Origin of the sequence: Amycolatopsis sp. NPDC051045, from assembly GCF_040682955.1 — a bacterium.
GTDB lineage: Bacteria > Actinomycetota > Actinomycetes > Mycobacteriales > Pseudonocardiaceae > Amycolatopsis.
The window spans coordinates 42,923-65,173 of record NZ_JBFBCC010000027.1 but is presented as its reverse complement, the minus strand read 5'-3'; the positions used below and the strand labels follow the sequence as shown (position 1 = coordinate 65,173).

Below are 22,251 nucleotides of genomic sequence, written 5' to 3'. Positions count from 1 at the left end.
CTCCCACAACCGGGGGGCAGGCCGCCACGGACGGGGTCACGCGGGCAGCGAGGACAGCGGCACCGCGAACACCGACCGGCCGCACGTCTGGTTCTTCGCCGTGCAGTCGGCCGTGGACCACTCGGACTGCGACCACACCAGGCCCGTCGACCAGTCGTAGGTCAGCGCCTCCGGGTGGACCGCCCAGCAGGCCGTCGTCCCGGAACCGCAGGTCGCCGAGCTGCTCTTCGCCGTCGTCTGGGTCCAGAGCTGGCCGTTGATCGTCGCCGAGCTGTGGGCGACGTACCACTTGCCGTTGTTGGACAGCACGCCCTGCATGTTGCCCACCGAACTGCGGAGCGCCTCGGTCGCGGCCACCGTGCCGGACGAGGCCGCCAGCAGGTAGTCCGTGCCCATCGGGTAGCGGTAGAGGCGGCCGTGGAGGCTCTGGTCGGAGAAGTACTCCGTCGTCACGACGCTGGCCGGGGTGGTGCTGCGGTCCAGCGACATCGACGAGAAGCACGGCACGCCCGTGTCGGACGACATGCTGCAGGTGCCACCCGCGTAGGTGTAGTAGCCGACCTGCATCATCGCGTACTTGTAGGTGTAGGCGGCGTACCCGCCCGAGGTCTTGCCGATGGCGTTCGACGTCGTGTCGGTCAGCTGCAGGATGTGCTTGGTGCTGAAGACCCGGATGGCGGTCGAGGTGCTGCCCTCCGCCGTCACGTAGATCTTGTCGCCGTACCAGGCCATCCCGCCCATGTGGGCCTGCGCCGCGGAGAAGCTGGTGCCGGCGCTGTTCGGCACCGCCAGGTAGAGCATCCGGTACGACGGCGAAGCCGGGTCGTTGTAGTTGATCGCCTGGATCCGCGCGTCGTTGTAGCGGCCGAGCGCGTCGGTGCCGTGCCAGCCGGACAGGATGACCTTGTCGTCGCCCCACTTCCCGTCGTTGTCGGCGTCGCCGGAGGTCGTGATGCCCTGCGGGCTCCACGTCGTCGTCCCGGCGCGGTCGGCGTCCCAGCACATCGACTTGGTGGCCACCGGCGCCTGGGGCAGCGCGGCCTTCTCCGCACCGGTGCAGCCGGTCATGTCGTAGCTGGGGTCGTTGACCACGGTGTTGAGGCTGACGTTCGGCAGCGCGTTGTCGAGCGTGGTCAGCGCGGCGGCCGGCGTGGCGTGCCACACCAGGCTCTGCTTGGTCGTCGTGGTCAGGGGGTCGCTGTAGGCGGCACTCGCCGTGCCGGGCAACGCCAGTGCGCCGGCCGCCACGGCCAGCGCCAGCAGGAGGACTTTCCGAATTCGCATGGGAGCCAGTACGCCGGTCGGCGATCCAAATTCCGTACACCGACGTTGTACGGCTCTTGTACCGGCCGGCGGAGCGGATCCGGATCCGCTCCGCCGGCACCGTCCATTGTGGAGGTTTTCAGTACCCCCGGCGCACCGCGATCACTGCCCTTCGACGGCCTCGGCCAGTACCGCACGCAGCGGCGTCGCCGGACGCCCCAGCAGGGCTTCCAGGTCCGACCCGGCCGCCGCGAACTCGCCGCGGCGGGCGGCGCGGAACATGCCGAGCAGCAGCTCCGCCCGGTCCGCCGGAACACCGTGCCCGGTCAAGGTGGCCACCCATTCGTCGTCGCCGACCACGACGCGCCGGACGGGACGCCCGGCGAGGTCGGTCAGGAGAGCGGCGACGTCTTCGAGGTCGAAGGCCACCGGCGCGGTCAGCGGCGGCGTCGGCCCGTCGAACCGGCCCTCCCCGGCGAGGATGATCGCCGCGGCCTCGGCGAGGTCGGCGTGCGCCGTCCACGACACCGGCCCGTCGGCCGGGGCGGCCAGTTCACCGGTCCGCAGCGCCTCGCCCAGCAGCAGCGGCACCGTGCCGGCGTAGAAACCGTTGCGCAGCGCGGTGAACGCCGCACCCGCGAGCCGGCGCTCGGTCGCGGCGTGGTCGGCCATCGGAGCGAACAGCGAATCCTCGGCGGCGCCTTGGTGGCTGGTGTAGAGGACGCGTTTCACCCCCGCTTCGCGCGCGGCTTCGATCGCGGCGACGTGGTGGGCGACGGCCGCATCGCCCGTCTGGTCCGTCGAGACGACGAGGACCTGCGCCGCCCCTTCGAAGGCCTCGGCGAGCGAGCCCGGGTCGGCGAAGTCGCCGCGCCGCACGCGGACGCCCCGGGCCGCAAGCCCGGCCGCCCGGCCGGGTGCACGGACGCTGACGCCGATTTCGGCCGCCGGGACGCGCTCGAGCAGCCGGTCGACGACCTGGGAACCGAGCCGGCCGGTGGCGCCGGTGATGACGATCATGGGGTACCCCTCTTCTCGATGTTCACACTGATACTAACCACGTTATCACCGCTGATAGCAATAGAGGGTTATCATTGGAACCATGATGAAGGGCATCAGCCGGGCGCAAGCGCGGGAAAAGGTCGTGGAGATCGCCGCGCGGCTGCTTCAGGAGCGGGGCGCCGCGGCGGTCACCCTCCGCGCGGTCGCCCAGGCGGCCGGGGTGCAGGTCCCGGCGCTCTACCGCTTCTTCGAAGACAAGGACGCGCTGCTCGACGCGGTCGCCGAGCACGTCTTCACCACCTACGTCACCGGAAAGTCCCGCGCCGCCGGCAGCGGAGACCCGGTGACGGACCTGCGGGCGGGCTGGGACGCGCACATCGGCTTCGGCCTCGCCAACGCGGCCCTGTTCGGCCTGCTCGTCGCCCCCGGCCGCGTCTCCCCCGCGGCGGAGGCCGGCCGGGCGGTCCTGCGCGCCCGGATCGACCGCGTCGGGCGGAGCGGGCGGCTGCGCGTCCCCGAGACCCGCGCGGCCGACCTGGTCCACGCCGCCGGCACCGGCGCCGTGCTCACCCTGCTGGCCCAGCCGCCGGAAAGCCGGGATCCCGGGCTCGCCGACGCGATGTTCGAGGCCGTGGCGCAGCAGATCCTCACCGACGCACCGGCGACACCCCCGGCCGCGGCCGCCTTCCCGGCCCCGCTCACGAAGGCGGAACGGGCGCTGCTGGCGGAGTGGCTGGACCGCCCGGCGGACCGGGAGCCGGCCGCACCACGGACGTGACCTCCTCGGTCTCCCGGACCGGCCCCGCCGTGGCCGCACCGCGGTGGCCGCGCGAGGGGCGGTAAGTTATTCCCGCCCAACGGGATTGAGCTGTTCGTGCACACTTTTGCCTATGACGTAACAACTTTCGGACTTCGCGCGCCATAGGGGACGGCGTTCGCGCCAGTCCGGTCCCCGCCGCACGAGGAGTTCGTGATGGGTTGTCGTCGTTCCACGCTTCCGCGAAGATCAAGACGCGCACTGGCACTGGGGGTGGTCGTGCCCCTGGCCGGTGCCCTCGCGGTGGCCGTCGCCACCGCGGCCCCCGCCGCCGCCGTACCCACCGGGTTCGCCGACACGGTCGCGGTCGGCGGGCTCAGCTCGCCGACCGCCGCCGCGTTCGCCCCCGACGGGCGGGTGTTCGTCGCCGAGAAGAGCGGCCTGGTCAAGGTGTTCGACTCGCTCTCCGACCCGACGGCGACCGTGTTCGCCGACCTGCGCACCCCCACCCAGGACTTCTGGGACCGCGGCCTGCTCGGGCTGGCGGTCGACCCGGCCTTCCCGGCCCGGCCGTACGTCTACGTGTCCTACACGCTCGACGCCCTGCCGGGCGGCACCGCGCCGAAGTGGGGCGACACCTGCCCGACGCCGCCGGGTGCGACCGACCAGGGCTGCGTCGTGACCGGCCGCGTCTCCCAGCTGACGATGGGCCCGGACGGGACGGCGGTCAGCGAGAAACCCCTGGTCACCGGCTGGTGCCAGCAGTACCCCAGCCACTCGGTCGGCTCGCTCGCCTTCGGCCCGGACGGTGCCCTGTACGCGGGCGGCGGCGACGGCGCCAGCTTCAACTTCGCCGACTACGGCCAGGTCGGCAACCCCTGCGCCGACCCGCCGTCGCCCGCCGGCACGAACCTCACCCCGCCGACGGCCGAAGGCGGCGCCCTGCGTTCGCAGTCGCCGCGCCGCGCGGCCGGGCAGCCCGTGCTGCTCAACGGCACGCTCCTGCGCATCGATCCCGACACCGGCGACGGCCTGCCCGGCAACCCCTTCGCCGCGAGTGCCGACGCCAACGCCCGGCGCGTCATCGCCTACGGCTCGCGCAACCAGTTCCGGTTCGGGTTCCGGCCGGGCACCGGGGAGCTGTGGGCCGGTGACGTCGGCTGGAACACCTGGGAAGAGATCAACCGGGTCGCCGCCGCCGGCGACGGCGTGGCGGAGAACTTCGGCTGGCCCTGTTTCGAAGGCACCGCCCGCCAAGCCGGCTACGACGGCGCGAACCTCGACCGCTGCGAATCGCTGTACTCGGCCGGCGGGCAGACCGCGCCGTACTACGCCTACAACCACAACGCCAAGGTCGTGGCGACCGACCCGTGCCCCGCCGGTGGTTCCTCGATCAGCGGGATCGCCTTCGAGTCGGGCAGCAACTACCCGGCCGAGTACGCCGGCGCCCTGTTCTTCGCCGATTCCTCCCGCGGCTGCATCTGGGCGATGCAGACGGCCGGCGGCCAGCCCAGTCCCAGCAAGCTGGTGCCCTTCGTGACCGGCGTCAGCACGCCCGTGCAGGTGCTCACCGGTCCCGGCGGTGATCTCTTCTACGTCGCGCTGGGCGCCGGCGAACTGCACCGGGTCGGCTACGCCGGCGGCACCAACCGGCCGCCCGTCGCCGCGGCCACCGCGACCCCCTCCAGCGGGCCCGCCCCGCTGACCGTCCAGTTCGACGGCACCGGCTCCACCGACCCGGACGCCGGGGACACGCTCTCGTACGCGTGGGACCTCGATGCGGACGGCGCCTACGACGACTCGGCGGCCGCGCGGCCGACCTGGACCTACACCAGCGCGGCGGCCGTCGACGCGGGGCTGCGGGTGACCGACTCCCACGGCGCGACGGCGGCCACGACGGTCCGGGTGACGGTCGGGACCCCGGCCGGGCTCGACCCGGTGCCGGTCATCGACGCCCCGGCCGCCACGCTGACCTGGTCGGTCGGGCAGACCGTGCCCTTCGCCGGCCGCGCCGTCGACGCCCAGGACGGCACGCTCCCGCCCTCGGCGCTGTCCTGGCGGCTCGCCATCCGGCACTGCGCGGCCAACGGCACCTGCCACACCCACAACGTCCAGGACTTCGCCGGCGTCGCCGCGGGCTCGTTCGTCGCGCCGGACCACGAGTACCCGTCGTACCTGCAGCTCACGCTGACCGCGACGGACTCGACGGGCCGCACCGGCACCAAGACGATCGACCTCCAGCCGAAGACGGTGACGCTGAACTTCACGTCGAACCCCAGCCAGGCGATGCTCACCGTCGGCGGGACCCAGCAGCGGACCCCGTTCTCCCGGACGGTGATCGCCGGATCGACCAACTCGATCAGCGCGAACAGCCCGCAGACCCTGCCCCCGCTGAACATGAAGTACGCCTTCACCAGCTGGGCGCACGGCGGGGCGCGGACGCAGAACATCGTCGCCCCGGCGACGACGGCCACCTACCAGGCGAACTACCGGCTCTGCTGGCTGCTGCAGCCCTGCTGAGCGGGATGACCCGGCGCCACGCGGCGCCGGGTCATTCCCCGGGGTTCTTCGTCTTCTCCGCCTTCTTCGACTCTTTCGCGGATTCCTTCGCTGCCTTGGACGACTCCTTGGCGGCCTGCTTGGACTCCTTCGCGGCCTGCTTGTCCGCGTTGTTCCCGTTCCCGTTGCCGTTGTTGCCGTTGTTGCCGTTGCCGTTGCCCGCGGCCGCTCCCGCATCGCCGGAAGTCGCGGCCCCCGGCGAGTCGCCCGCCGGCTGCACGCCCGTCGGTTCCACGCCCGGAACGGCGGGCGCCGACGTGCCCGGCCCGTCCGAGGCCGGCGCGACGCCGCCCGGCGGAGCGCCGGCGCGGGAGCCGGCCTGCGGCCCGGTCCGGACGGGCTGGGTCGTCGTGCCTTCGCCGCCGGAGAGCGGCGGCGGGGCGTCGCTGGAGGTGCTCGCGCCGATCGTCACCGTCGTGACCAGCGCGGCGCCCGCCACGGCCACCTTCGCGGCCGTGGCCCACGACACGGCGGACGCGCCCGTGCCGGTGGCGGCGCCGGAGGTGGCGAGGGAGCCGCCCGCGGACAACCACTGCGAGACGATCGGGACGCCCAGGATGAGCGGGACCACCGCGACGGGCAGTTCCTCGTTGAGCTGACGGAGACCGGCGGCCAGCTCCCGGCAGTCCACGCAGCGGTCGAGGTGGGCCGCGATCCGGTGCGCCTTGTGGTCGGAGATGCCGTCGCGCACCCACCGGGCCAGCTGGCCGGAGACGTTCCGGCAGTTGCGCCGCCGCGCCTCGGGAACGTGCTGGTCCAGGTAGGCCTGGCGCAGGCCCTCCCGGGCCCGGTAGGCCAGCGCGGCCACCCCGTTCGGCGTCATCCCGAGGTCCTCGGCGATCCGCGCGGGCGGGTCACCGTCGATCTCGGTCCGCCACAGCACCGTCCGCCACCGCTCGGGCAGGCTCGCGAACGCGTCCGCGGCGACCGTGGCGTGCATCCGGCTGCCCACCGGCTCGTCGCTGCCCGCACCCGGCAGGACGTCCGGCACCTCGGCCACCAGCGAGACGGCCGAGTCGCGCCGGCGCCAGCTGATCATCGTGTTCCGGATCGTCGTCAGCAGATACGGCCGGAAATCCTCGTCCGGCCCCTCGCCGGAGCGCAGAATCCGCAATACGCGGGTGAATCCTTCGGCGATCAGATCGTCGCGCTCCGCCCGGTCGGCCGCGATCGCGGCCGCCACCCGGCGGGCGGCGGCGAGGTGCCGGTCGTAGAGCTCGCCGTACGCCGCGATGTCGCCACCACGGACTGCCGCGATCAAGGCCGCGTCGCTCGGGACGTCCGTCGTCCCGGCCACCGCCGGCGCCAGTTCGGTCACCACACCCCCTCGCCGTGCGGATGCACGTGCAGAACGTCCCGAGATAGTCGCGCAACGAGTGACACCTGCGCAAGGTTGCGGCCGCGAAAGCACTTTCCCGGATTTCTCCGTTGGCGAGTGGGCGGGCGGCGGAGTTGTCAGTTCCCTGAGCGTTCCCCGGCGGGGTCCTCCCGGTTCGGGGGCACGGCGTTGCCCCGGCCCTTACCGGCGAGTAGAAGACAAAGGCGGTGGCCGGCCGGTCACCGCTCAGTGTCCGATGTGGACGGTACCGGAGCCGGGAGCCGCTCCGCCGCCGTCGACCACCAGAAGGGTTTACCCATGCGCAGAGCCCTGCTCGTGCTGCTGATAGTGCTCCTGCCATCCTTCGTGACCACCGGGATCGCCCAAGCCGCGCCGGCCGCCGTCGCGCCCACCGTCGCGGCGGTGCCCGCGAACGCCGGGCGGGGCTGGCCGGTCAGCGGCGCCCAAGGCGTCCTCGACCTCGCCGCCCGCGGGTACGTCGAGGAGGAGTACCTGCTGTCCGGCCAGGCCGATACGTTCGACCAGGTGGGCCTGTGGACCGAAGACGGCCGCTGGGCCACCCGGGTGGCCACCACCGGCAACCCGTACACCACCCGGCTGGTCGTGGTGCGGCCGCGCGACGCCGCCCGGTTCAACGGCACGGTCGTGGTCGAATGGCTCAACGTCAGCTTCGGCGTCGACATCCCCGTGGACTTCTCGCAGTCCTACGAGCACTTCATCCGCGAGGGTTACGCCTACGTCGGCGTGACGACCCAGAAGGCCGGGGCCGACAAGCTCAAGAGCCTCGACCCCGCGCGGTACGGCGCCGTGAACATCAGCGGCGACGCGCTTTCCTACGACATCTTCGCCCAGGCCGCGCAGGCGGTCCGGGCGAACCCGCAGGTGCTGGGCGGCCGGACCCCGGCAGTCGTGCTGGGCACCGGGCACTCGCAGTCCGCGCTGCGGCTGACCACCTACGCGAACGCGATCCAGCCGGTGCGCCGGAACCACGACGGCTTCATGATCCACGGCCGCGCGGCGCTCGCCGCCCCGATCGGCGACGGCGTCGTCGGCCCGCTGTCGGCCCGGATCCGCACCGATCTCGGGGTCCCGGTGTTCGTCCTGCAGTCGGAGACCGACGTCATCGCGTCGGCCTCGGTCCGGCAGGACACCGCACAGGTGCGCACCTGGGAGGTCGCCGGCACCGCGCACGCCGACCAGTACGGCCTGAACCTGTACAACGCGGCCAACGCCCGCGACAAGTCCATCAACGGCGGTGCCCCGACGACGTGCGACAAGCCGGTCAACAGCATGACCTTCCGCTACGCGGAGAACGCCGCGTTCCGCTACCTGGACCGCTGGGCGCGGGGCGGCGCGGCCCCGCCCACGGCTTCGCCGATTTCGATGCTGTTCAACCTCATCATCCTGCGCGACGGCGACCAGAACGCCCTCGGCGGCGTCCGGCTGCCCGACCTCGACGTCCCCGTGGCGTCGTACGCGCCGAACAACAGCGGCGGCAACGTGCCGGGCGCGTGCCTGCTGCTGGGCACGACCACGCCGCTGACGCCGGAGCGGATCCGGCAGCTGTACCCGGACCACGCCACCTACGTCGCCAAGTTCACCGCGGCGGCGGACCGGGCGTTGCGGTCGGGCTACCTGCTGCAGGCCGACCGCGACGAGGCCGTGGCCCGGGCGCAGGCCACGCCGGTGCCGTAACCGTCCACAAAGGAATATAAACCGCGAGCCCGCCCCGGTCCGGGGCGGGCTCGCCGGCGAAACCGCCGAAACGCCCCCTCGCCACCGCCGTTCTCGCTACCCTGACCCCTCCGATTCCGAATGATTGAGTTTCCGAACGAATGAGGAGGTGGCGATGCGGTTCAAGGCTTTGCGCGTCGCGGTCGCGGCGGTGGTGGCACTGTCGCTGGCCGTGCCCGCCCAAGCCAGCCCGCGGCCCGATCAACCGGTTTCGCTGGGGGGCAAGAAGGTTCTGCTGGTCAACGACGATTCGGTACAGGCGGCAAAGCCCGACGGGTCGGACGGGCGGGGCATCTACGTGCTCCGGCAGGCGTTGTGCCGGGCCGGAGCCGACGTGGCGATCGTCGGCCCGTGGGCTTCGCAGGGTGGGAAGAGCCGGTCCACGGCGGTGTCGTTCACGTCCTCCGTCGCGCCGCCGCCGGCGGTGCCGGCCGAGTTCGCCGCCGACTGCGCCGGGGCGCCGGGACACGGGCTGGTGCTCGGCGCGTGCCAGGGCGGCACCCCGTGCGGCCCCGGCAGCCCGTCGCTCACCCCGGCGGACGTGACCGAGCTCGCGCTGACCGGCATCCTGCCGCAGCGGCTCGGCTGGACCACAGGACCGGACCTGGTCCTTTCGGGGGTCAACGCGGGCCAGAACACCGGCATCCCGGTCAACATGTCCGGCACGATCGGCGCGGCCTCCGTGGCGATCGAGCGGGGCGTGCCCGCGGTGGCGGTCAGCGCGGGTTCGAGCGCGACGCCACCGTCGACGGAGACGTACGCGGCCGCGGCCGACGTCGTCATCCGGCTGCTCGCGTCGCCCGGGATGTGGAAGTTCGTGCAGGACATGGCGCTGGTCAACGTCAACCAGCCGGACGTCGTGCCGGGTTCCGGACCGTCGCCGGTGCGCTGGACGAAGGTGAGCCGGGTGGCATCGGGCTGGGTGGCGTACGTGCCGGCGGCCGACGGGACGTACCAGCTGTCCTACAACTCGGTGCCCGCGCCGGCGTACGAAGCCGACAGTGATGCGAAGGCCCTGCTCGACGGGTACGTGAGCGTGTCGGCGGTCGCCGTCGACCGCAACTACACCGGCCGCCTGCGCGGCTGAGACGGCTCCGGGGGGCGCATCGCGGCGCGCGGCGCCTCCTCCAGAGTCACTGAAACCTGTTCCACCACGCCGCCGAGCTGACAAACCACGCCCGACCGCCGTACCTTGTCCAGAACAGTAACGTGTTCTAGTCTGGCGCCGTGAAAGGGACCGGGATGGACGAGCAGGCGATGCGGTATCCGAACCACCTCGGCCACCTGGTCGTCTCCGCCCTGAAACGCCACCGGGACAAGCCGGTCATGGTGCTGGGCGACACCACGATGACCGGGGGCCGGACCGCCGAGCAGGTCAGCCAGTACGCCCAGGCCTTCGAGGCGCTCGGGGCCGGCACGGGCGCCCCGGTCGCGCTGCTCTCGCTGAACCGGCCGGAAGTCCTGCTCATCATCGCCGCCGGTCAGCTGCAGGGCTCGCGGCGCACGGCGCTGCACCCGCTGGGGTCGCTCGACGACCACGCCTACATCCTCGGCGACGCCGGCATCACCACGCTGATCATCGACCCGGTGCCCGCCTTCGTCGACCGCGCGCTCGGCCTGCTCGAAAAGGTCCCCGGCCTGACCCAGGTGCTCACCATCGGACCGGTGCCCGAGCCGCTGGCCCACGTCGGCAAGGACCTGACCGCGGCCGCCGCGACGTTCGAACCCGGGCCGCTGGAGCCCGCCGTGCTGCCCCCGGACCAGGTCGTCTCGATCACCTACACCGGCGGGACGACCGGCAAGCCCAAGGGCGTCATGGGCACCGCGCAGGCGATGACCACGATGACGCAGATCCAGCTGGCCGAATGGGAATGGCCCGAGGCGCCGAAGTTCCTGATCTGCACCCCGCTTTCGCACGCCGGCGCGGCGTTCTTCGCCCCGACGCTGCTCAAGGGCGGTTCGCTGATCGTGGTGCCGAAGTTCGACCCCGCCGAGGTGCTGCGGATCGTCGAAGAGCAGCGGATCACCGCGACCATGCTGGTGCCCACCATGCTCTACGCCCTGATGGACCACCCCGACTCGCGCACGCGTGACCTGTCCTCGCTGCAAACGGTGTACTACGGGGCCGCGTCGATCAACCCGGTGCGCCTGCGCGAAGCGATCGACCGGTTCGGGCCGATCTTCGCGCAGTACTACGGCCAGTCCGAGGCACCGATGGCGATCAGCTACCTCGCCAAGGGCGACCACGACGACGCGCGGCTGGCCTCCTGCGGCCGTCCGTCGGCCTTCCTGCGCACCGCGCTGCTCGGCCCGGACGGTGCCCCGGTGGCCCCCGGCGAACCGGGCGAGATCTGCGTGGCCGGCCCGCTGCTCGCCGGCGGGTACTGGAACCTGCCGGAGGTGACCGCGGAGACCTTCCGCGACGGCTGGCTGCACACCGGCGACGTCGCCCGCGAGGACGAGGACGGCTTCTGGTTCATCGTCGACCGGGTCAAGGACATGATCGTCACCGGCGGGTTCAACGTCTTCCCCCGCGAGGTGGAGGACGTCGTGGCCGAACACCCCGCCGTCGCGCAGGTTGGCGTGATCGGCACCCCGGACGACAAGTGGGGCGAGGCAGTGACGGCGGTCGTGGTGCTGCGCGAGGACGCGGACCACGACCTCGAGCGGCTCACCGCCGAGATCCAGGCCGCGGTGCGCGAGCGCAAGGGCCCGGTGCACGTGCCCAAGCAGGTGATCGTGGCCGCCTCGCTGCCCATGACCGGGCTGGGCAAGCCGGACAAGAAGGCGCTGCGCGCCCAGTACGAGCCACGTAGCGCCGCTGTGTAGGGCGTTATACGGCGGTCTCCCGGCCCGCGGGCACCGCACCGAAGTGCGGCGCCGGGGCCGGAAGACCTCCTGCCGGGCCGGGCGCGCGGCTCGCCCGGTCGTGACCGGCTCCGCTACGCGCCGTCGTGGTCCGGGTCGGCGTTGAGCACGATGCAGCCGACGTACCCGTCGTGCGCCCGGGTCACCTTCAGCAGCATGCTCGGCCGGTAGATCGAGTCACCGTCGTTGAAGGTGTCCCGGCCGGTGCGCTGCGCGTAGGGCTGGGTGGCCAGCACCTCGGCGTTCAGCGTTTCGTCGAACATGAGCTGCGTGGTGAGCGTCTTCTCGCTGCCGACGTGCACCATCACGTGGACGTGGACGGTCCGGCCGCGGTACCAGCCGGGCCAGATCGTGGTGAACTCGACGGTTCCCCGCTGGTTGGTGACCTGGGCGCCGCGCAGGTACCGCCGGTCGTCGGTGGGGACGAGGTCGCCGTCCCCACCACCGGGCGGCGGGGAGCCGGTGGGCGGGGTCCCGGTCGGCGGTTCGCCCGTGGGCGGGGTGCCACCCCCGCCGCCGGACGCCGCTTCCGCACCGGAGTACAGGCCGCCCGCGTCGCAGTGCCAGATCTCGACCACCGCGTGCGGGATGGGCTTGCACGTCTCGCTGTCCTGCACCTGCAGGGCGAGCCGCAGCTTCGCGCCCTGCTTGTCTTCGCGGATGTCACTGCGGATCTTGTCGGCGTCGAAGTAGTACGGCCCCTGCGTGGTGGACGCGGTGAGGGTGCACGTCCGCGCGCCGGCGAACAGGGCGGTGAGGTCCGCGTCGGTGACCGCCTGCAGCGCGACCGTCTCCCCGGTGGACGTCGTGACCGCGCTCCGGCCCGCGCACGCCGTGACGAGCGCGCCCAAGCCGACCGAGCTCACTCCCGCGAGCATCCGGCGCCTGCTGACCCGTTGTCCCTCGTGATCGTTTCCCATGCCTGTCCTTCCGCTGCCGGTCGTGGTGGGTAATGGCCGGTTGACTTCCGCCTGACCCGGCCTTGGGCCAGCGTGGCGAGAGCAGCTGTGGCCGGCCTGTGGTGGAGCTGTGCGTCGTCGAGCGGTCACCGCAGGCCAGGAGGTACGCTGACGGCGACCTAGTCAACTAATTGAGTATCCGAGGTGCGCATGAGCAGCTTCCGCAAGGCCGTCGAGGCCCGCGATCCCGACGCCATGGCCGCGACGCTGGCGGAGAACGTCGTGTTCCGCAGCCCGGTGGCGTTCCGGCCGTACCCCGGCAAGGCGATCACGGCCGCGATCCTGCGCGGCGTGCTGCGCGTGTTCGAGGACTTCCGTTACGTGCGTGAGCTGACCGGCGCCGAGGGCCGGGAGCACGCCCTCGTCTTCGAGGCCCGGATCGGCGACGTGCGGGTCGAGGGGTGCGACTTCCTGCACCTCGACGACGACGGCCTGATCGACGAGTTCACGGTGATGGTCCGGCCGCTGTCGGCGGCGCAGGCGCTGTCGGAGGCGATGGCGGCGCAGTTCGACCGGATCCAGCGCGAAGCAGTCAACTAGTTGAGTATGGCACTGCGTCACGCGCTGCTGGCGGCGCTGCTCGAAGGCGAGGCGTCGGGCTACGACCTGGCGAAGGGGTTCGACGCCTCGGTGGCGAACTTCTGGGCGGCGACCCCGCAGCAGCTCTACCGGGAACTCGACCGCATGGCGACCGACGGCCTGGTGTGCGCCCGGGTGGTCCACCAGGAGCGGCGCCCGGACAAGCGGCTGTTCTCGCTGACCGAAGCGGGGCACCGGACGCTGCGCGAGTTCACGGCCCGCCCGCCCCGCCCGGGCGTGATCCGCGACGAACTGCTGGTCCAGGTGCAGGCGGTGGACGCAGGCGACGAGCCGGCGGTCCGGCGCGCCCTGGCGGCGCGGATGGCCCGGGCGGAGACCAAGATCGCCGGCTACGAGCGGCTCCGCGCCCGGTTGCTGGACGGCCGCTTCGAAGACGACTACCTCGCCGAAGCCGAGCGGATCGGCCCGTACCTCACGCTGATGCGGGGACTGTCGTTCGAGCGGGAGAACCTGCGGTGGTGCGAGCAGTCGCTGAAGGTGCTCGACCGGCGGGCGGCGCGGTAGCGCGTCCGATGTGGACGGACACGTCGTGCTCGCGCGGGATCGGCACCGGCACGGCGGCAGCGCACATCGGAACTTCGGAGGTCGTGGAACAGGCGGAAAGTCTCAATCCAGGGTTGTACGGCTCTTGTACAGGTCAGTCCGACGATGGGTCCCATGTCATTGCACCGTCTCACCAAGGCCGCACTGGCCGCGGGCGTGCTCGCGGGCCTGTTCGCCGCGCCGGCGGCGGCCGCCGCGGCCGCGCCGTCCACCTTGCCGGCCGACCAGTACACCCTGACCGCCAACTACAACCAGTTCGACGCGGTGAACAGCGCTCTGGTGTCGACGCTGGGCACCGCCGCCGTCCACACCGTGATGGACAACGCGAACCACGACCGCACCGCGCTGCCGTCGTCGTTCTCCGTCGCCGGGCTCTCGACGGGGTTCCGGTTCGACAGCGGCGACAACTCCGACTGCACCAACTACCCCCAGGGCATCACCACCAGCCGCGACGCCGTGGGGACGGCGAACGGCGGCAACTACGACGGGCACCAGCTCATCGCGGTCAGCTGGTACACCAAGGACGGCTGCGACGGCGGCCAGCAGCGCAGCCGCATCACCCTGGTCGACTGGGACGCCACCTACCCGAACGCCTACCGCAAGATCCTGCTGGTCGAGCCGACCGGGACCGCGGCGGCGCCGGACTTCAAGGACATCCCGATCCACGCCGGCGGCATGTCCTGGTACGGCGACTACCTCTACGTCGCCGACACCGGGAAGGGCATGCGCGTGTTCGACATGCGCAAGATCCTCAAGACGAACGGCGGCGGCACCGCCGACCAGATCGGCCACCAGAGCGGCAGCACGTACTACGCCCACAACTACGCCTACGTCCTGCCGCAGGTCGGCACGATCTCCTCGAAGACGACGTCGGGAACGAACCTCGCGTGGTCGTCGATCTCCCTCGACCGCGTCAGCAAGTCGATCGTGATGACCGAGTACACCTGCCCGTCCGGCTGCACCGACTACCCGAACCGGGCGCCGCGGGCGATCCGCTACCCGTTCGCCTCCTCCGGCGTCTTCGCCGCCACGACCACGGCGAGCCAGGCGTTGCAGCTGCCCTGGTCCAAGCTCAACGGCGTGGCCTCGCACAACGGCCGCTGGTGGTTCCAGTCGTCCGGCCAGAAGCAGCTCTACTACTGGAAGCCGTCGGCCGCCGCGCAGACGTTCTCCTGGGTGAGCAGTGGCGAGAGCCTCTCGTACTGGGAAGACGACACCAGCGCCGACCTGCTGTGGTCGCTGCAGGAAGGCGCGGGCAACCGCAACGTCTTCGCGGTCACCCAGGCCACCTACGGCGGTGGCTGAGGGAGCCGGATCGCGAAAGGGCCCGTCCGGGGCAGGGTTCCCGGGCGGGCCCTTTCGCGCGCCGACCCGCACCCCGCGAGGGTGTGGTTGCGCCGCCGCACCGCTGCCCATACTGGCTCCATGGAAGCCAGACGACGACTCGGCGAGTTCCTCAAGACCCGCCGTTCCCACCTGCAGCCCGAGGACCTCGGCCTGGCCACCTACGGCGACCGCCGCCGGGTACCGGGCCTGCGCCGCGAGGAGCTCGCCCAGCTGGCCGGGGTGAGCGCGCCGTACTACTCGCGGCTCGAACAGGGCCAGTCCGCCAACGCTTCCCCGGAGGTGCTGGACGCGCTCGCGCAGGCTCTCCGGCTCGACGACGCCGAACGCCGCCACCTCCACGAGCTGGCGACCGGCGCACGGAGACCGGCCACGCGACGACGTCCGGCGCCGGAGCGCGTCACCCCCGCCGTCCGGCAGCTCCTGGCCACCCTGGGCGACGTGCCGGTGGTCGTGCTCGGCCGGTGCAGCGACGTCCTGGCGTGGAACGCCGCCGGCCACGCCCTGTTCGCCGGGCACCTCGAGCCCGACGCTCCCGAGCGGCCCGGCCGGCGCCCGAACCTGGCGAAGCTGGTGTTCCTCGACCCGCACACCCGCGAGCTGTACGCCGACTGGCCGGCCAAGGCCCGCGCGGTGGTGGCGACGCTGCGGATGGCGTCCGGGCGGTACCTCGACGATCCCCGGACGGCCGCGCTCGTCGGCGAACTTTCGGTGCGGAGCACCGAATTCGCGACGTGGTGGGCAGCCCAGCGGGTCAAGTCCGGCGGTGACGCGGTCTACGAAATGCGGCATCCCCTGGTGGGCGCGATGACCGTCACCCACCAGGCGCTGCGCACCGAGCCGGACCAGCACGTCGTCATCGCGACCACCGAACCCGGCTCCGCGTCGCACGCCGCGATGACCCTGCTGACCCACACCACCGCCACCGCACGCCGCAGCCAGCCGGCGCGCGACTGAAAAATTGTTCTGACCAAGCATTCGGCGAGGAATGCCGAGCCGAACGCGCCCGAAAACCCCTTGAAAGCAAGGAAAAGATGACCGAGATCAAGCTCGGGGACGTCACCGTCACCCGCGTCGAAGAGCAGCACGGCCCGATCATGCCGGCGCGGGACTTCTTCCCGGACCTGCCGGAGCGGGCCTGGCAGGAGCACCGCTCCGAGCTGGAACCGGATTTCCTGACCCCCGACGGACTGGTCCTCTCTTCGATGCAGACCTGGCTGCTGCGCAGCGAAGGCCGCACGATCCTGATCGACACCGCAGTGGGCAACGACAAGCACCGCCCGGCCGTCCCCGCCTGGGACCACCTCCGGCTGGACTACCTGGACCGGCTCCGCGAAGCCGGGGCCCGCCCGGAGGACGTCGACCTCGTCGTGCACACCCACCTGCACCTCGACCACATCGGGTGGAACACGCGCCTGGTCGACGGCACGTGGGTACCGACCTTCCCCAACGCCACGCACCTCATGCCCCGCGCGGACTTCGAGCACTGGGACCCGGCCCGCAACCCGGCCGTCGCCGGGGGCGTCAACGAACACGCCTTCGAAGACAGCATCCGGCCGGTGTACGAGGCGGGACAGGTCCGGCTGTGGGAAGACGCCCACACGATCGACGCGAACCTCAGTCTCGAAGCCGCTCCCGGCCACACGCCCGGCTCCAGCGTGGTGAAACTGGCCTCCGGCAGCGACCGCGCCCTGTTCGCCGGCGACGTCCTGCACACTCCCCTGCAGCTCGCGGAACCCGGGCACAACAGCTGCTTCTGCGAAGACCCGGCCCGGGCCCGCACCACCCGGCACCGCCTGCTGGGCTGGGCCGCCGACGAAGCCGTCCTGCTCCTGCCCGCCCACTTCGGCGGCCACAGCGCCCTGGAGGTCGAGCGCCGCGGCGGCGCGTTCGCCGTCAAACGGTGGGGCCCGTTCCCGCGCCGGTGAGCGCCGGGTGAGATCCGCATCACGTCCGCGTGCTTCGGTGCGCTCCGGGGGTGGGCACCTGCGATCCTGTGCCGTCAAGAGGAAGCGGACGAGAGGACACCCCCGTGGGCATCATCGCCTGGATCGTGCTCGGTCTCATCGCCGGGGTGATCGCGAAAGCCCTCATGCCGGGCAAGGACCCGGGTGGCTGCATCATCACGATCCTGCTCGGCATCGCGGGCGCGTTCGTCGGTGGCTGGGTGGGCAAGACGCTGTTCCACACCCAGCTCGGCACGTTCTTCGACCTGCGCACGTGGGGCCTGGCCGTCCTGGGCGCCCTGATCATCCTGGCCGGCTACCGCCTCATCTTCGGCCGCCGCCACGACTGACGCACCGGCGGGAGGCACCCGGAGGTGTCCCCCGCCGGCGCGTCCGCTCAGTTCAGGGTGACGCCGTACGCGCTCAGCGCCTCGCCGACCGGCTGGAAGTAGGAGCTCCCGCCGCCCTTGCCGGAGGTGATGCCCAGGCCGACGCTGCCGGCGAACAGGCAGCCGCCCGAGTCGCCGGGGTTGACCAGCGCGTTGGTCTGGATCAGCTGGTACACCGAACCCTCGGCGTAGTTCACCGTCACGTTGGTCCGCTGCACCGAGCCCGAGGTGAGGTGGCTGGTGCTGCCGCTCTTGCTGATCCGCTGCCCGACGGTCGCGGTGCCGGCGGAGCTGATCCGCTGGGTGGAACCGTTCCACAGGGTCACCGCGCCCGGCGCGCTGCCGGTGGTGTTGCGGATGAGCCCGTAGTCGTTGGTCGGGAAGCTCGCCCCCTGGGACGGGCCGACGTTCCACTGCGACACCGCGCGGGTGCAGTGACCGGCGTCGATGATGTAGTTCTGGCCGCCGCGGTTGGTGTTGAAGCCGACCGAGCAGCGGATGCCACCGCCGGTGATGGCCTCGCCGTTGTAGATCGCGGTGTGCATCTCGCCGGCGACCCGCTCCACGCGGACGCGGTCACCGAGCGACCCGGCGGCCTTCAGCAGGGCTTCGGTGCCCTTGGCCGCGTCGGCCACGGTCAGCACGACCTGGTTGGCCTGGGGGTCGAGGCCGACGGAGGTGTGCGCCACCGCCGGCAGCGCCTGCAGGGCGTCCTGCGCGCTCGCCAGCGCGGCACTGGAGTGCTTGACCAGCTTGGCCTGCGCCCCGGCCGCGGTGACCTGGGCCGCGGCGGCCTGGTCCAGCACGTTCACCACGGGCTTGGCGGCCGCGTCGAGGTAGCCGTCGGCGGCGCGAGCCCCGAGGGAAGCGGTGACCTGGTGCAGGGTTTCGACGCTGCGCGCCTGGGTGCGCAGCAGCGCGACGGCGGCGGATTCGCTGATCCCCGCGTCCGCGGCGAGGGAAGCGACCGCTTCGCTCTGCACCGTGGCCGAGTAGCCGTCGATGGTGGTGGCGGTGGCGGTGGCCGGGGTGAAGAAGCCGATGGCCGCGGCGGCCGCCACCAGGGTGGTGGCGGAGCGGGCGAGGAGGTGGTGTCCCGGGGACGTTCTGCGCATGCCGGTAACTCACTTTCGCGGGGCGAGCCGGCGCGAAGGGTGGCCACGCCGGCCACGGTGGGTGAACCGGCCGGGGGCCGGCACCGGTGATCCGGTGGCTCGAGGGTGATCGCGGGCCCGGCACGGCGATACCGACTTTCGTCGGACAGGACAAAAGATAGGTAGCGGGCAATTCGCCCTACGCGAGTTTCGCGCACAGCAACCGGGCACGGGCGCCCCGTCCCCGGTGCGCCGCTCCGGCGTACGAGTGGTTCCGGCGCCGGAGGCCGGCCCCCGGCGTACCGTTCGAGGCACGGACATGGCGCGCTCTCCTCCCCCTCGGAGCGCGCCGTGCCCGCCAGCGGAGATGTTGTCCCGCAGTGGTTCTTGAGCTGAAGTGGACGAGAATCCGCTGTTCGCCGGAACGTGTTCACCGCTGCGCGTCTCTATGCTGGAGAGCGGCCAGACCCGTCGGTTCCGGGAAGACGCGCGACATGAACGACCAGCGGCAGGTGCTCGTCCGGGCGGAGTCCCGGGACGTCAGCGTGTCCGACGTCGACGGCGGCCGCGAGACGCTCACCTATCCCGGTGTCACCCTCACCCGGGTCATCGCCGGCGTCCCCGACGACGAGGTCTGGCTGCCGATGGGCGACCGGCCCAGCGAAGTCGACGACGAAGCCCTCATCGAGGCGTTGCGTGCCGCGTTCCGCTGGCGGACCGGGCTCCCGTAGTCTCCCCCGCCGCTCCTCCTGACCTCCCCGCGAACTTTCCGCGGGCGGCCGCACGAGTAACGGCCGCTTTCCCGGGTACGCCACTGCGGAAGGAGGAGCCGCACGTGCAAGTGAACTGGGGAGCGGCGCCCGAGCCGGGTTGGCAAGTACTGGACCTGGCCGGAGCCGACACCACGGGGCTGACCTCCGCGCGCCGGTGGGCCGGGGCCAAGCTGGCTTCGCTCGCCGAGGCACATCGGGTCGACGCGTTGATCGTGGTCGGAGAACTGCTGGAAAACGCCCACGTGCACGCGACCGGCCCCCAGCAGCTGCGGATCCACCTCGCGCACGGCCCGTGCGAGGTGATCGTGGCCGTCGCCGACGTCGGCACCGGCGAACCCCGGCTGCGGGTGCCGGGCCGCTCCGGCGGCCGCGGCCTGCTGCTCGTCGACGAACTCGCCCTCGCCTGGGGCGTGAGCCACCACGACGACGGCAAGGTCGTGTGGGCCCGCCTCGCCTGCGAGTAGCGGCCGGGCCTAGCGGCCGTTCCAGTGCACGGTGTCCGGCGGCTCGAGGTACTTCCGCAGGTGCTGCTCCTCGGTGCGGCCGTGCAGCGGGAACCGGAAGCTCGAGCCGTCCGGCCAGGTCAGGGTGCGCTTGCGGAAGTTCAGCTCGGGAGCTTGCGGCCGGCGCGCTTCCCAGACGATCCGCGGCGGGGGCGCGTCGGCCGGGTCGACGTAGGTGACTCCGGTGTCCACCACCGCCAAGCACGACGGAGAGCACACGAGCCATGGGCCGCTTGCCGGGCGAAGCCGGTCGACCAGGTCGAGCACCATCGCGTTCTCCGGACCCGCGACGCGGATCTCCCGCTGGAACGGATGACCCGTCTTGCCACCCCCGGCGGAACCGTTCGCCAGGTAGAGGACGTAGAGCACCGCCCCGCCGAGACCGCGCAGGATGTTCCGGAAGAACTGCCGGACGAGCCGTTTTCCCTCGAGCGTCCCGTCTTGGCGCCGTCCCGGGACGGCGAAGCCGAGATCCGTGTCCCCGAGGCGCAGCACGATGACCGGCTCGTGCCACCGGTCCCGCATCAGCGCCTCGACCCGCTCCCGGAACCCGGGCCGGACCTGGGCCTCGGCGGACCAGCGTTCGGCGTGGTCGGCGAACCCGCTCAAATGTCGAGGTCCTTGCGCGTCTCCTCCGGGCTGCGGTCCCCGCCGATCTCGCTCTTGTCGAACCACGGTTCGTCCCCCTCCGGCGTGACGGCTTCCTTGCCTTCGGCGAAGGCGCCCTTCCCGGCCCCGATGCCGGCCTTGACGCCCGCACCGGCGAGGAAGGGTTTGACGCCGGCCGACGTGCCGAACATCGTCGTCAGCGCCCGGTTGCTGGGCTGCCAGCCCTGGGCGACCGCGCCGAAGCCGAACTTCGTCTCGCCGGGCATCACGCCGATCCGCAGCTTCCGGGCGAACACCTCGAGCTTCCCGGAGTACTTGACCAGGAACTCCATGAAGGTGTCGAGCAGCTTGCCGAACTTGCCGAGGTAGCGCGTCACCTTCTGCAGGACGCTGGCCGCCTTGGCGATGGACGCGGTCATCGCGGCCGCGACCGAGCCGCCGAAGCTGATCACCGAGGCGGCCAGCGCCGGCAGCCACAGGGTGATCAGCCAGGACACCAGCTCGGTGATGATGCCCTTGATCACCTCTTCGATGACCACCATGACCATCGACCACATCTGCAGCACCTCGGCCACCGAGCCGGCGGCCGAGCCGATGCCGCGGATGCCGGAGGAGAAGTCGCCGAGCGCTTCCTTCGCCGCGTTGCCGGCGTCGTCCACCCACTCGGCCAGCGCGGTGTCGCCGGTGCGCTCGAAGTCGTCGGCGAGCGCGACGAAGCCCTGCGCGATCGTGACGAAGTTTTCCGAGGCGTGCCCGATGGCCGGGCCGTCGCCGGTGACCTGGTGCAGCGCGTCCTGCAGCGGCTGGACCAGTTCGAGCAGCATGTTCAGGCCGTGGCTGACCAGCCAGCCGATCGGGTCCATGGCGAAGGTGACCATGTCGCCGGCGGCGGCACCGACGAACGCCGCGCCGTCGCCGACCAGCGCGGCGCCCGCGGACGCCAGCTCGGCCGGGCCGTCGGCCTCCGCAGCCTGCTGGGCGTGCTCACCGATCTTCTTGCCGGCCTTGTAGGCGGTGCCGGCCACCGGCACGTACCCGGCGGCGCGGTCGAGGTTGGCGCCGGTGCTCTCGTCGTAGGCCTCGACGTTCAGCGCGTCGGCGATGCTCTTCTTCGGCTCGGTCATTCGCCCTGCCCGATCGCGTCGATTTCCGCTTCGTACCGGCCGAAGGTGACCTTCCCGGCGTCTTCGGTGCCCTGGTACATCTCCGCGGCCTTGGTCAGCTTGGTGGTGAACCCGTCCACGCCGTCCTTGAGGTCGGTCAGCAGCGAGCGCAGCTCCGTGAGCCGTTCGGTGTAGCCCTGCTTGGCGAAGAGGCCGACGAGCCCCCACGCTTCGTCGGTCACGTCGGCGGCGTCGATCTTGGCGCCGAACTTGTCCGCTTCCTGCTCGTAGAACGGCAGCTGCCGGGCGTAGGCGGAGATCGCGCCGATGTTCGTCTGTATTCCGTCTGGCATCGGGAGTTCCCTAGGATCGGCGGAGGATGGGGCCCTGACCGAAGTCGTCGTCGTCCTCGGCGGCGGGCCGGCGGGCCGGCCGCGACGGCTGCCGCGGCTGCTGCTCCGACGCGGGTTCGGCCGCCGCGGTTCCGAACGCCTCCGCCTGGGCTTCGCGAACCTGCGCCGAGACGTCCACGCCGAACGCGTCGCCGAAGGCGTCGTCGACGATGCCGGCCTGCTGCTGCGCGGCCCCGGCCACCGCCCGGCGGATGGTGTCCATGATCGTCGCGGCCAGCCGGCCGGCTTCCACGCGAGTGGCCCCCGCGGTGAGCCGCAGGTCGGTGATGGTCCCCCCGGCGCCCGCGGTCACCGTCACGGTCCCGTCCGGTGAGGTGACGGTGGTCTCCAGCCGGGCGATCCGCTCCTGCATGTCGCCGACCCCGGCGAACCGGGCCTCGGCCTGCCGCACCTTGCTGCGGAAGTTCTCGAACTGGGCGATCAGCTCGTCCATCTGGGCGGACATCGGGTCTC

Annotated in this window: 22 protein-coding genes; 13 read left to right on the top strand and 9 right to left on the bottom strand. The window is 72.0% G+C overall.

Translation table 11 applies throughout. The annotated features are described in order from the left end of the window. Positions 1-36 precede the first annotated feature (36 nt). Positions 37-1,284 (bottom strand): hypothetical protein, encoded by a 1,248-nt coding sequence (locus AB0M80_RS38380; RefSeq protein WP_364574769.1) that lies wholly within the window; start codon positions 1,282-1,284, stop codon positions 37-39. Positions 1,285-1,425: 141 nt separating this feature from the next. Beyond that, positions 1,426-2,283 carry an NAD(P)H-binding protein gene (locus AB0M80_RS38375; RefSeq protein WP_364574767.1) on the bottom strand — a complete coding sequence of 286 codons (858 nt, stop codon included), beginning with the start codon at positions 2,281-2,283 and terminating at the stop codon, positions 1,426-1,428. 82 nt (positions 2,284-2,365) lie between these two features. Between AB0M80_RS38375 and AB0M80_RS38370 the strand changes: the two genes are divergently transcribed. Both AB0M80_RS38370 and AB0M80_RS38365 read left to right on the top strand, forming a co-directional pair. Then, complete coding sequence (locus tag AB0M80_RS38370) at positions 2,366-3,043, top strand: helix-turn-helix domain-containing protein (RefSeq protein ID WP_364574765.1); 678 nt, start codon at positions 2,366-2,368, stop codon at positions 3,041-3,043. Between the two features lie 252 nt (positions 3,044-3,295). Then, positions 3,296-5,542, top strand: a complete 2,247-nt coding sequence (locus AB0M80_RS38365; RefSeq protein ID WP_364574763.1) for a PQQ-dependent sugar dehydrogenase — start codon at positions 3,296-3,298, stop codon at positions 5,540-5,542. A gap of 31 nt (positions 5,543-5,573) precedes the next feature. Here AB0M80_RS38365 and AB0M80_RS38360 read toward each other — a convergent pair whose 3' ends face one another. Further along, on the bottom strand, positions 5,574-6,899 hold the full coding sequence (locus tag AB0M80_RS38360; RefSeq protein WP_364574761.1) for a sigma-70 family RNA polymerase sigma factor: 1,326 nt from the start codon (positions 6,897-6,899) through the stop codon (positions 5,574-5,576). 318 nt (positions 6,900-7,217) lie between these two features. Between AB0M80_RS38360 and AB0M80_RS38355 the strand changes: the two genes are divergently transcribed. From AB0M80_RS38355 to fadD8, 3 genes are all read left to right on the top strand, one after another. Continuing rightward, positions 7,218-8,615, top strand: coding sequence for an alpha/beta hydrolase domain-containing protein (locus AB0M80_RS38355; protein WP_364574759.1), 1,398 nt, complete (start codon positions 7,218-7,220; stop codon positions 8,613-8,615). Between the two features lie 154 nt (positions 8,616-8,769). Further along, positions 8,770-9,741 (top strand): 5'/3'-nucleotidase SurE, encoded by a 972-nt coding sequence (locus AB0M80_RS38350; RefSeq protein ID WP_364574757.1) that lies wholly within the window; start codon positions 8,770-8,772, stop codon positions 9,739-9,741. Between the two features lie 140 nt (positions 9,742-9,881). Next, a complete protein-coding gene (gene fadD8, locus AB0M80_RS38345; protein ID WP_364574755.1) occupies positions 9,882-11,483 on the top strand; it encodes a fatty-acid--CoA ligase FadD8 in 1,602 nt (533 codons plus the stop codon). A gap of 113 nt (positions 11,484-11,596) precedes the next feature. On the opposite strand, the gene AB0M80_RS38340 is transcribed toward fadD8, so the two are convergent. Next, entirely contained in the window at positions 11,597-12,442 is an 846-nt protein-coding gene (locus AB0M80_RS38340; protein ID WP_364574753.1) for a protocatechuate dioxygenase, read from the bottom strand. 189 nt (positions 12,443-12,631) lie between these two features. Here AB0M80_RS38340 and AB0M80_RS38335 point away from each other — a divergent pair, with 189 nt between their 5' ends. The 6 genes from AB0M80_RS38335 (at position 12,632) to AB0M80_RS38310 (ending at position 17,264) form a co-directional block, all read left to right on the top strand. Continuing rightward, positions 12,632-13,021 carry a nuclear transport factor 2 family protein gene (locus tag AB0M80_RS38335; protein ID WP_364574751.1) on the top strand — a complete coding sequence of 130 codons (390 nt, stop codon included), beginning with the start codon at positions 12,632-12,634 and terminating at the stop codon, positions 13,019-13,021. Positions 13,022-13,027: 6 nt separating this feature from the next. Then, positions 13,028-13,585, top strand: coding sequence for a PadR family transcriptional regulator (locus tag AB0M80_RS38330; protein WP_364574750.1), 558 nt, complete (start codon positions 13,028-13,030; stop codon positions 13,583-13,585). A 153-nt stretch (positions 13,586-13,738) separates the two neighbouring features. Further along, positions 13,739-14,929: a hypothetical protein gene (locus AB0M80_RS38325; protein WP_364574748.1), complete on the top strand. Its 1,191-nt coding sequence runs from the start codon at positions 13,739-13,741 to the stop codon at positions 14,927-14,929. A 120-nt stretch (positions 14,930-15,049) separates the two neighbouring features. After that, positions 15,050-15,925 carry a helix-turn-helix transcriptional regulator gene (locus tag AB0M80_RS38320; protein WP_364574746.1) on the top strand — a complete coding sequence of 292 codons (876 nt, stop codon included), beginning with the start codon at positions 15,050-15,052 and terminating at the stop codon, positions 15,923-15,925. A gap of 77 nt (positions 15,926-16,002) precedes the next feature. Next, positions 16,003-16,896: an MBL fold metallo-hydrolase gene (locus AB0M80_RS38315; RefSeq protein WP_364574744.1), complete on the top strand. Its 894-nt coding sequence runs from the start codon at positions 16,003-16,005 to the stop codon at positions 16,894-16,896. Positions 16,897-17,000: 104 nt separating this feature from the next. Beyond that, on the top strand, positions 17,001-17,264 hold the full coding sequence (locus tag AB0M80_RS38310) for a GlsB/YeaQ/YmgE family stress response membrane protein (protein WP_364574742.1): 264 nt from the start codon (positions 17,001-17,003) through the stop codon (positions 17,262-17,264). Positions 17,265-17,311: 47 nt separating this feature from the next. Here the strand turns inward: AB0M80_RS38310 and AB0M80_RS38305 are convergent, their stop codons facing one another. Further along, on the bottom strand, positions 17,312-18,418 hold the full coding sequence (locus tag AB0M80_RS38305; protein WP_364574740.1) for a S1 family peptidase: 1,107 nt from the start codon (positions 18,416-18,418) through the stop codon (positions 17,312-17,314). 473 nt (positions 18,419-18,891) lie between these two features. Here AB0M80_RS38305 and AB0M80_RS38300 point away from each other — a divergent pair, with 473 nt between their 5' ends. After that, positions 18,892-19,128: a hypothetical protein gene (locus AB0M80_RS38300; RefSeq protein WP_364574738.1), complete on the top strand. Its 237-nt coding sequence runs from the start codon at positions 18,892-18,894 to the stop codon at positions 19,126-19,128. 104 nt (positions 19,129-19,232) lie between these two features. After that, entirely contained in the window at positions 19,233-19,634 is a 402-nt protein-coding gene (locus AB0M80_RS38295; RefSeq protein ID WP_364574736.1) for an ATP-binding protein, read from the top strand. A 9-nt stretch (positions 19,635-19,643) separates the two neighbouring features. On the opposite strand, the gene AB0M80_RS38290 is transcribed toward AB0M80_RS38295, so the two are convergent. Genes AB0M80_RS38290 through AB0M80_RS38275 form a run of 4 tightly spaced genes read right to left on the bottom strand, consistent with a single transcriptional unit; the run spans position 19,644 to position 22,243 of the window. Next, complete coding sequence (locus tag AB0M80_RS38290; protein ID WP_364574734.1) at positions 19,644-20,282, bottom strand: hypothetical protein; 639 nt, start codon at positions 20,280-20,282, stop codon at positions 19,644-19,646. Then, the gene (locus AB0M80_RS38285; RefSeq protein WP_364574732.1) at positions 20,279-21,406 is read right to left on the bottom strand and encodes a hypothetical protein; all 1,128 of its coding nucleotides are present in this window, start codon (positions 21,404-21,406) and stop codon (positions 20,279-20,281) included. Before AB0M80_RS38285 ends, AB0M80_RS38290 begins: the two co-directional genes overlap by 4 nt. Then, positions 21,403-21,738, bottom strand: coding sequence for a hypothetical protein (locus AB0M80_RS38280; RefSeq protein ID WP_364574730.1), 336 nt, complete (start codon positions 21,736-21,738; stop codon positions 21,403-21,405). The genes AB0M80_RS38285 and AB0M80_RS38280 overlap by 4 nt, the downstream gene beginning before the upstream one ends. A 10-nt stretch (positions 21,739-21,748) precedes the next feature. Then, positions 21,749-22,243, bottom strand: a complete 495-nt coding sequence (locus AB0M80_RS38275) for a YbaB/EbfC family nucleoid-associated protein (RefSeq protein WP_364574728.1) — start codon at positions 22,241-22,243, stop codon at positions 21,749-21,751. Positions 22,244-22,251 lie beyond the last annotated feature (8 nt).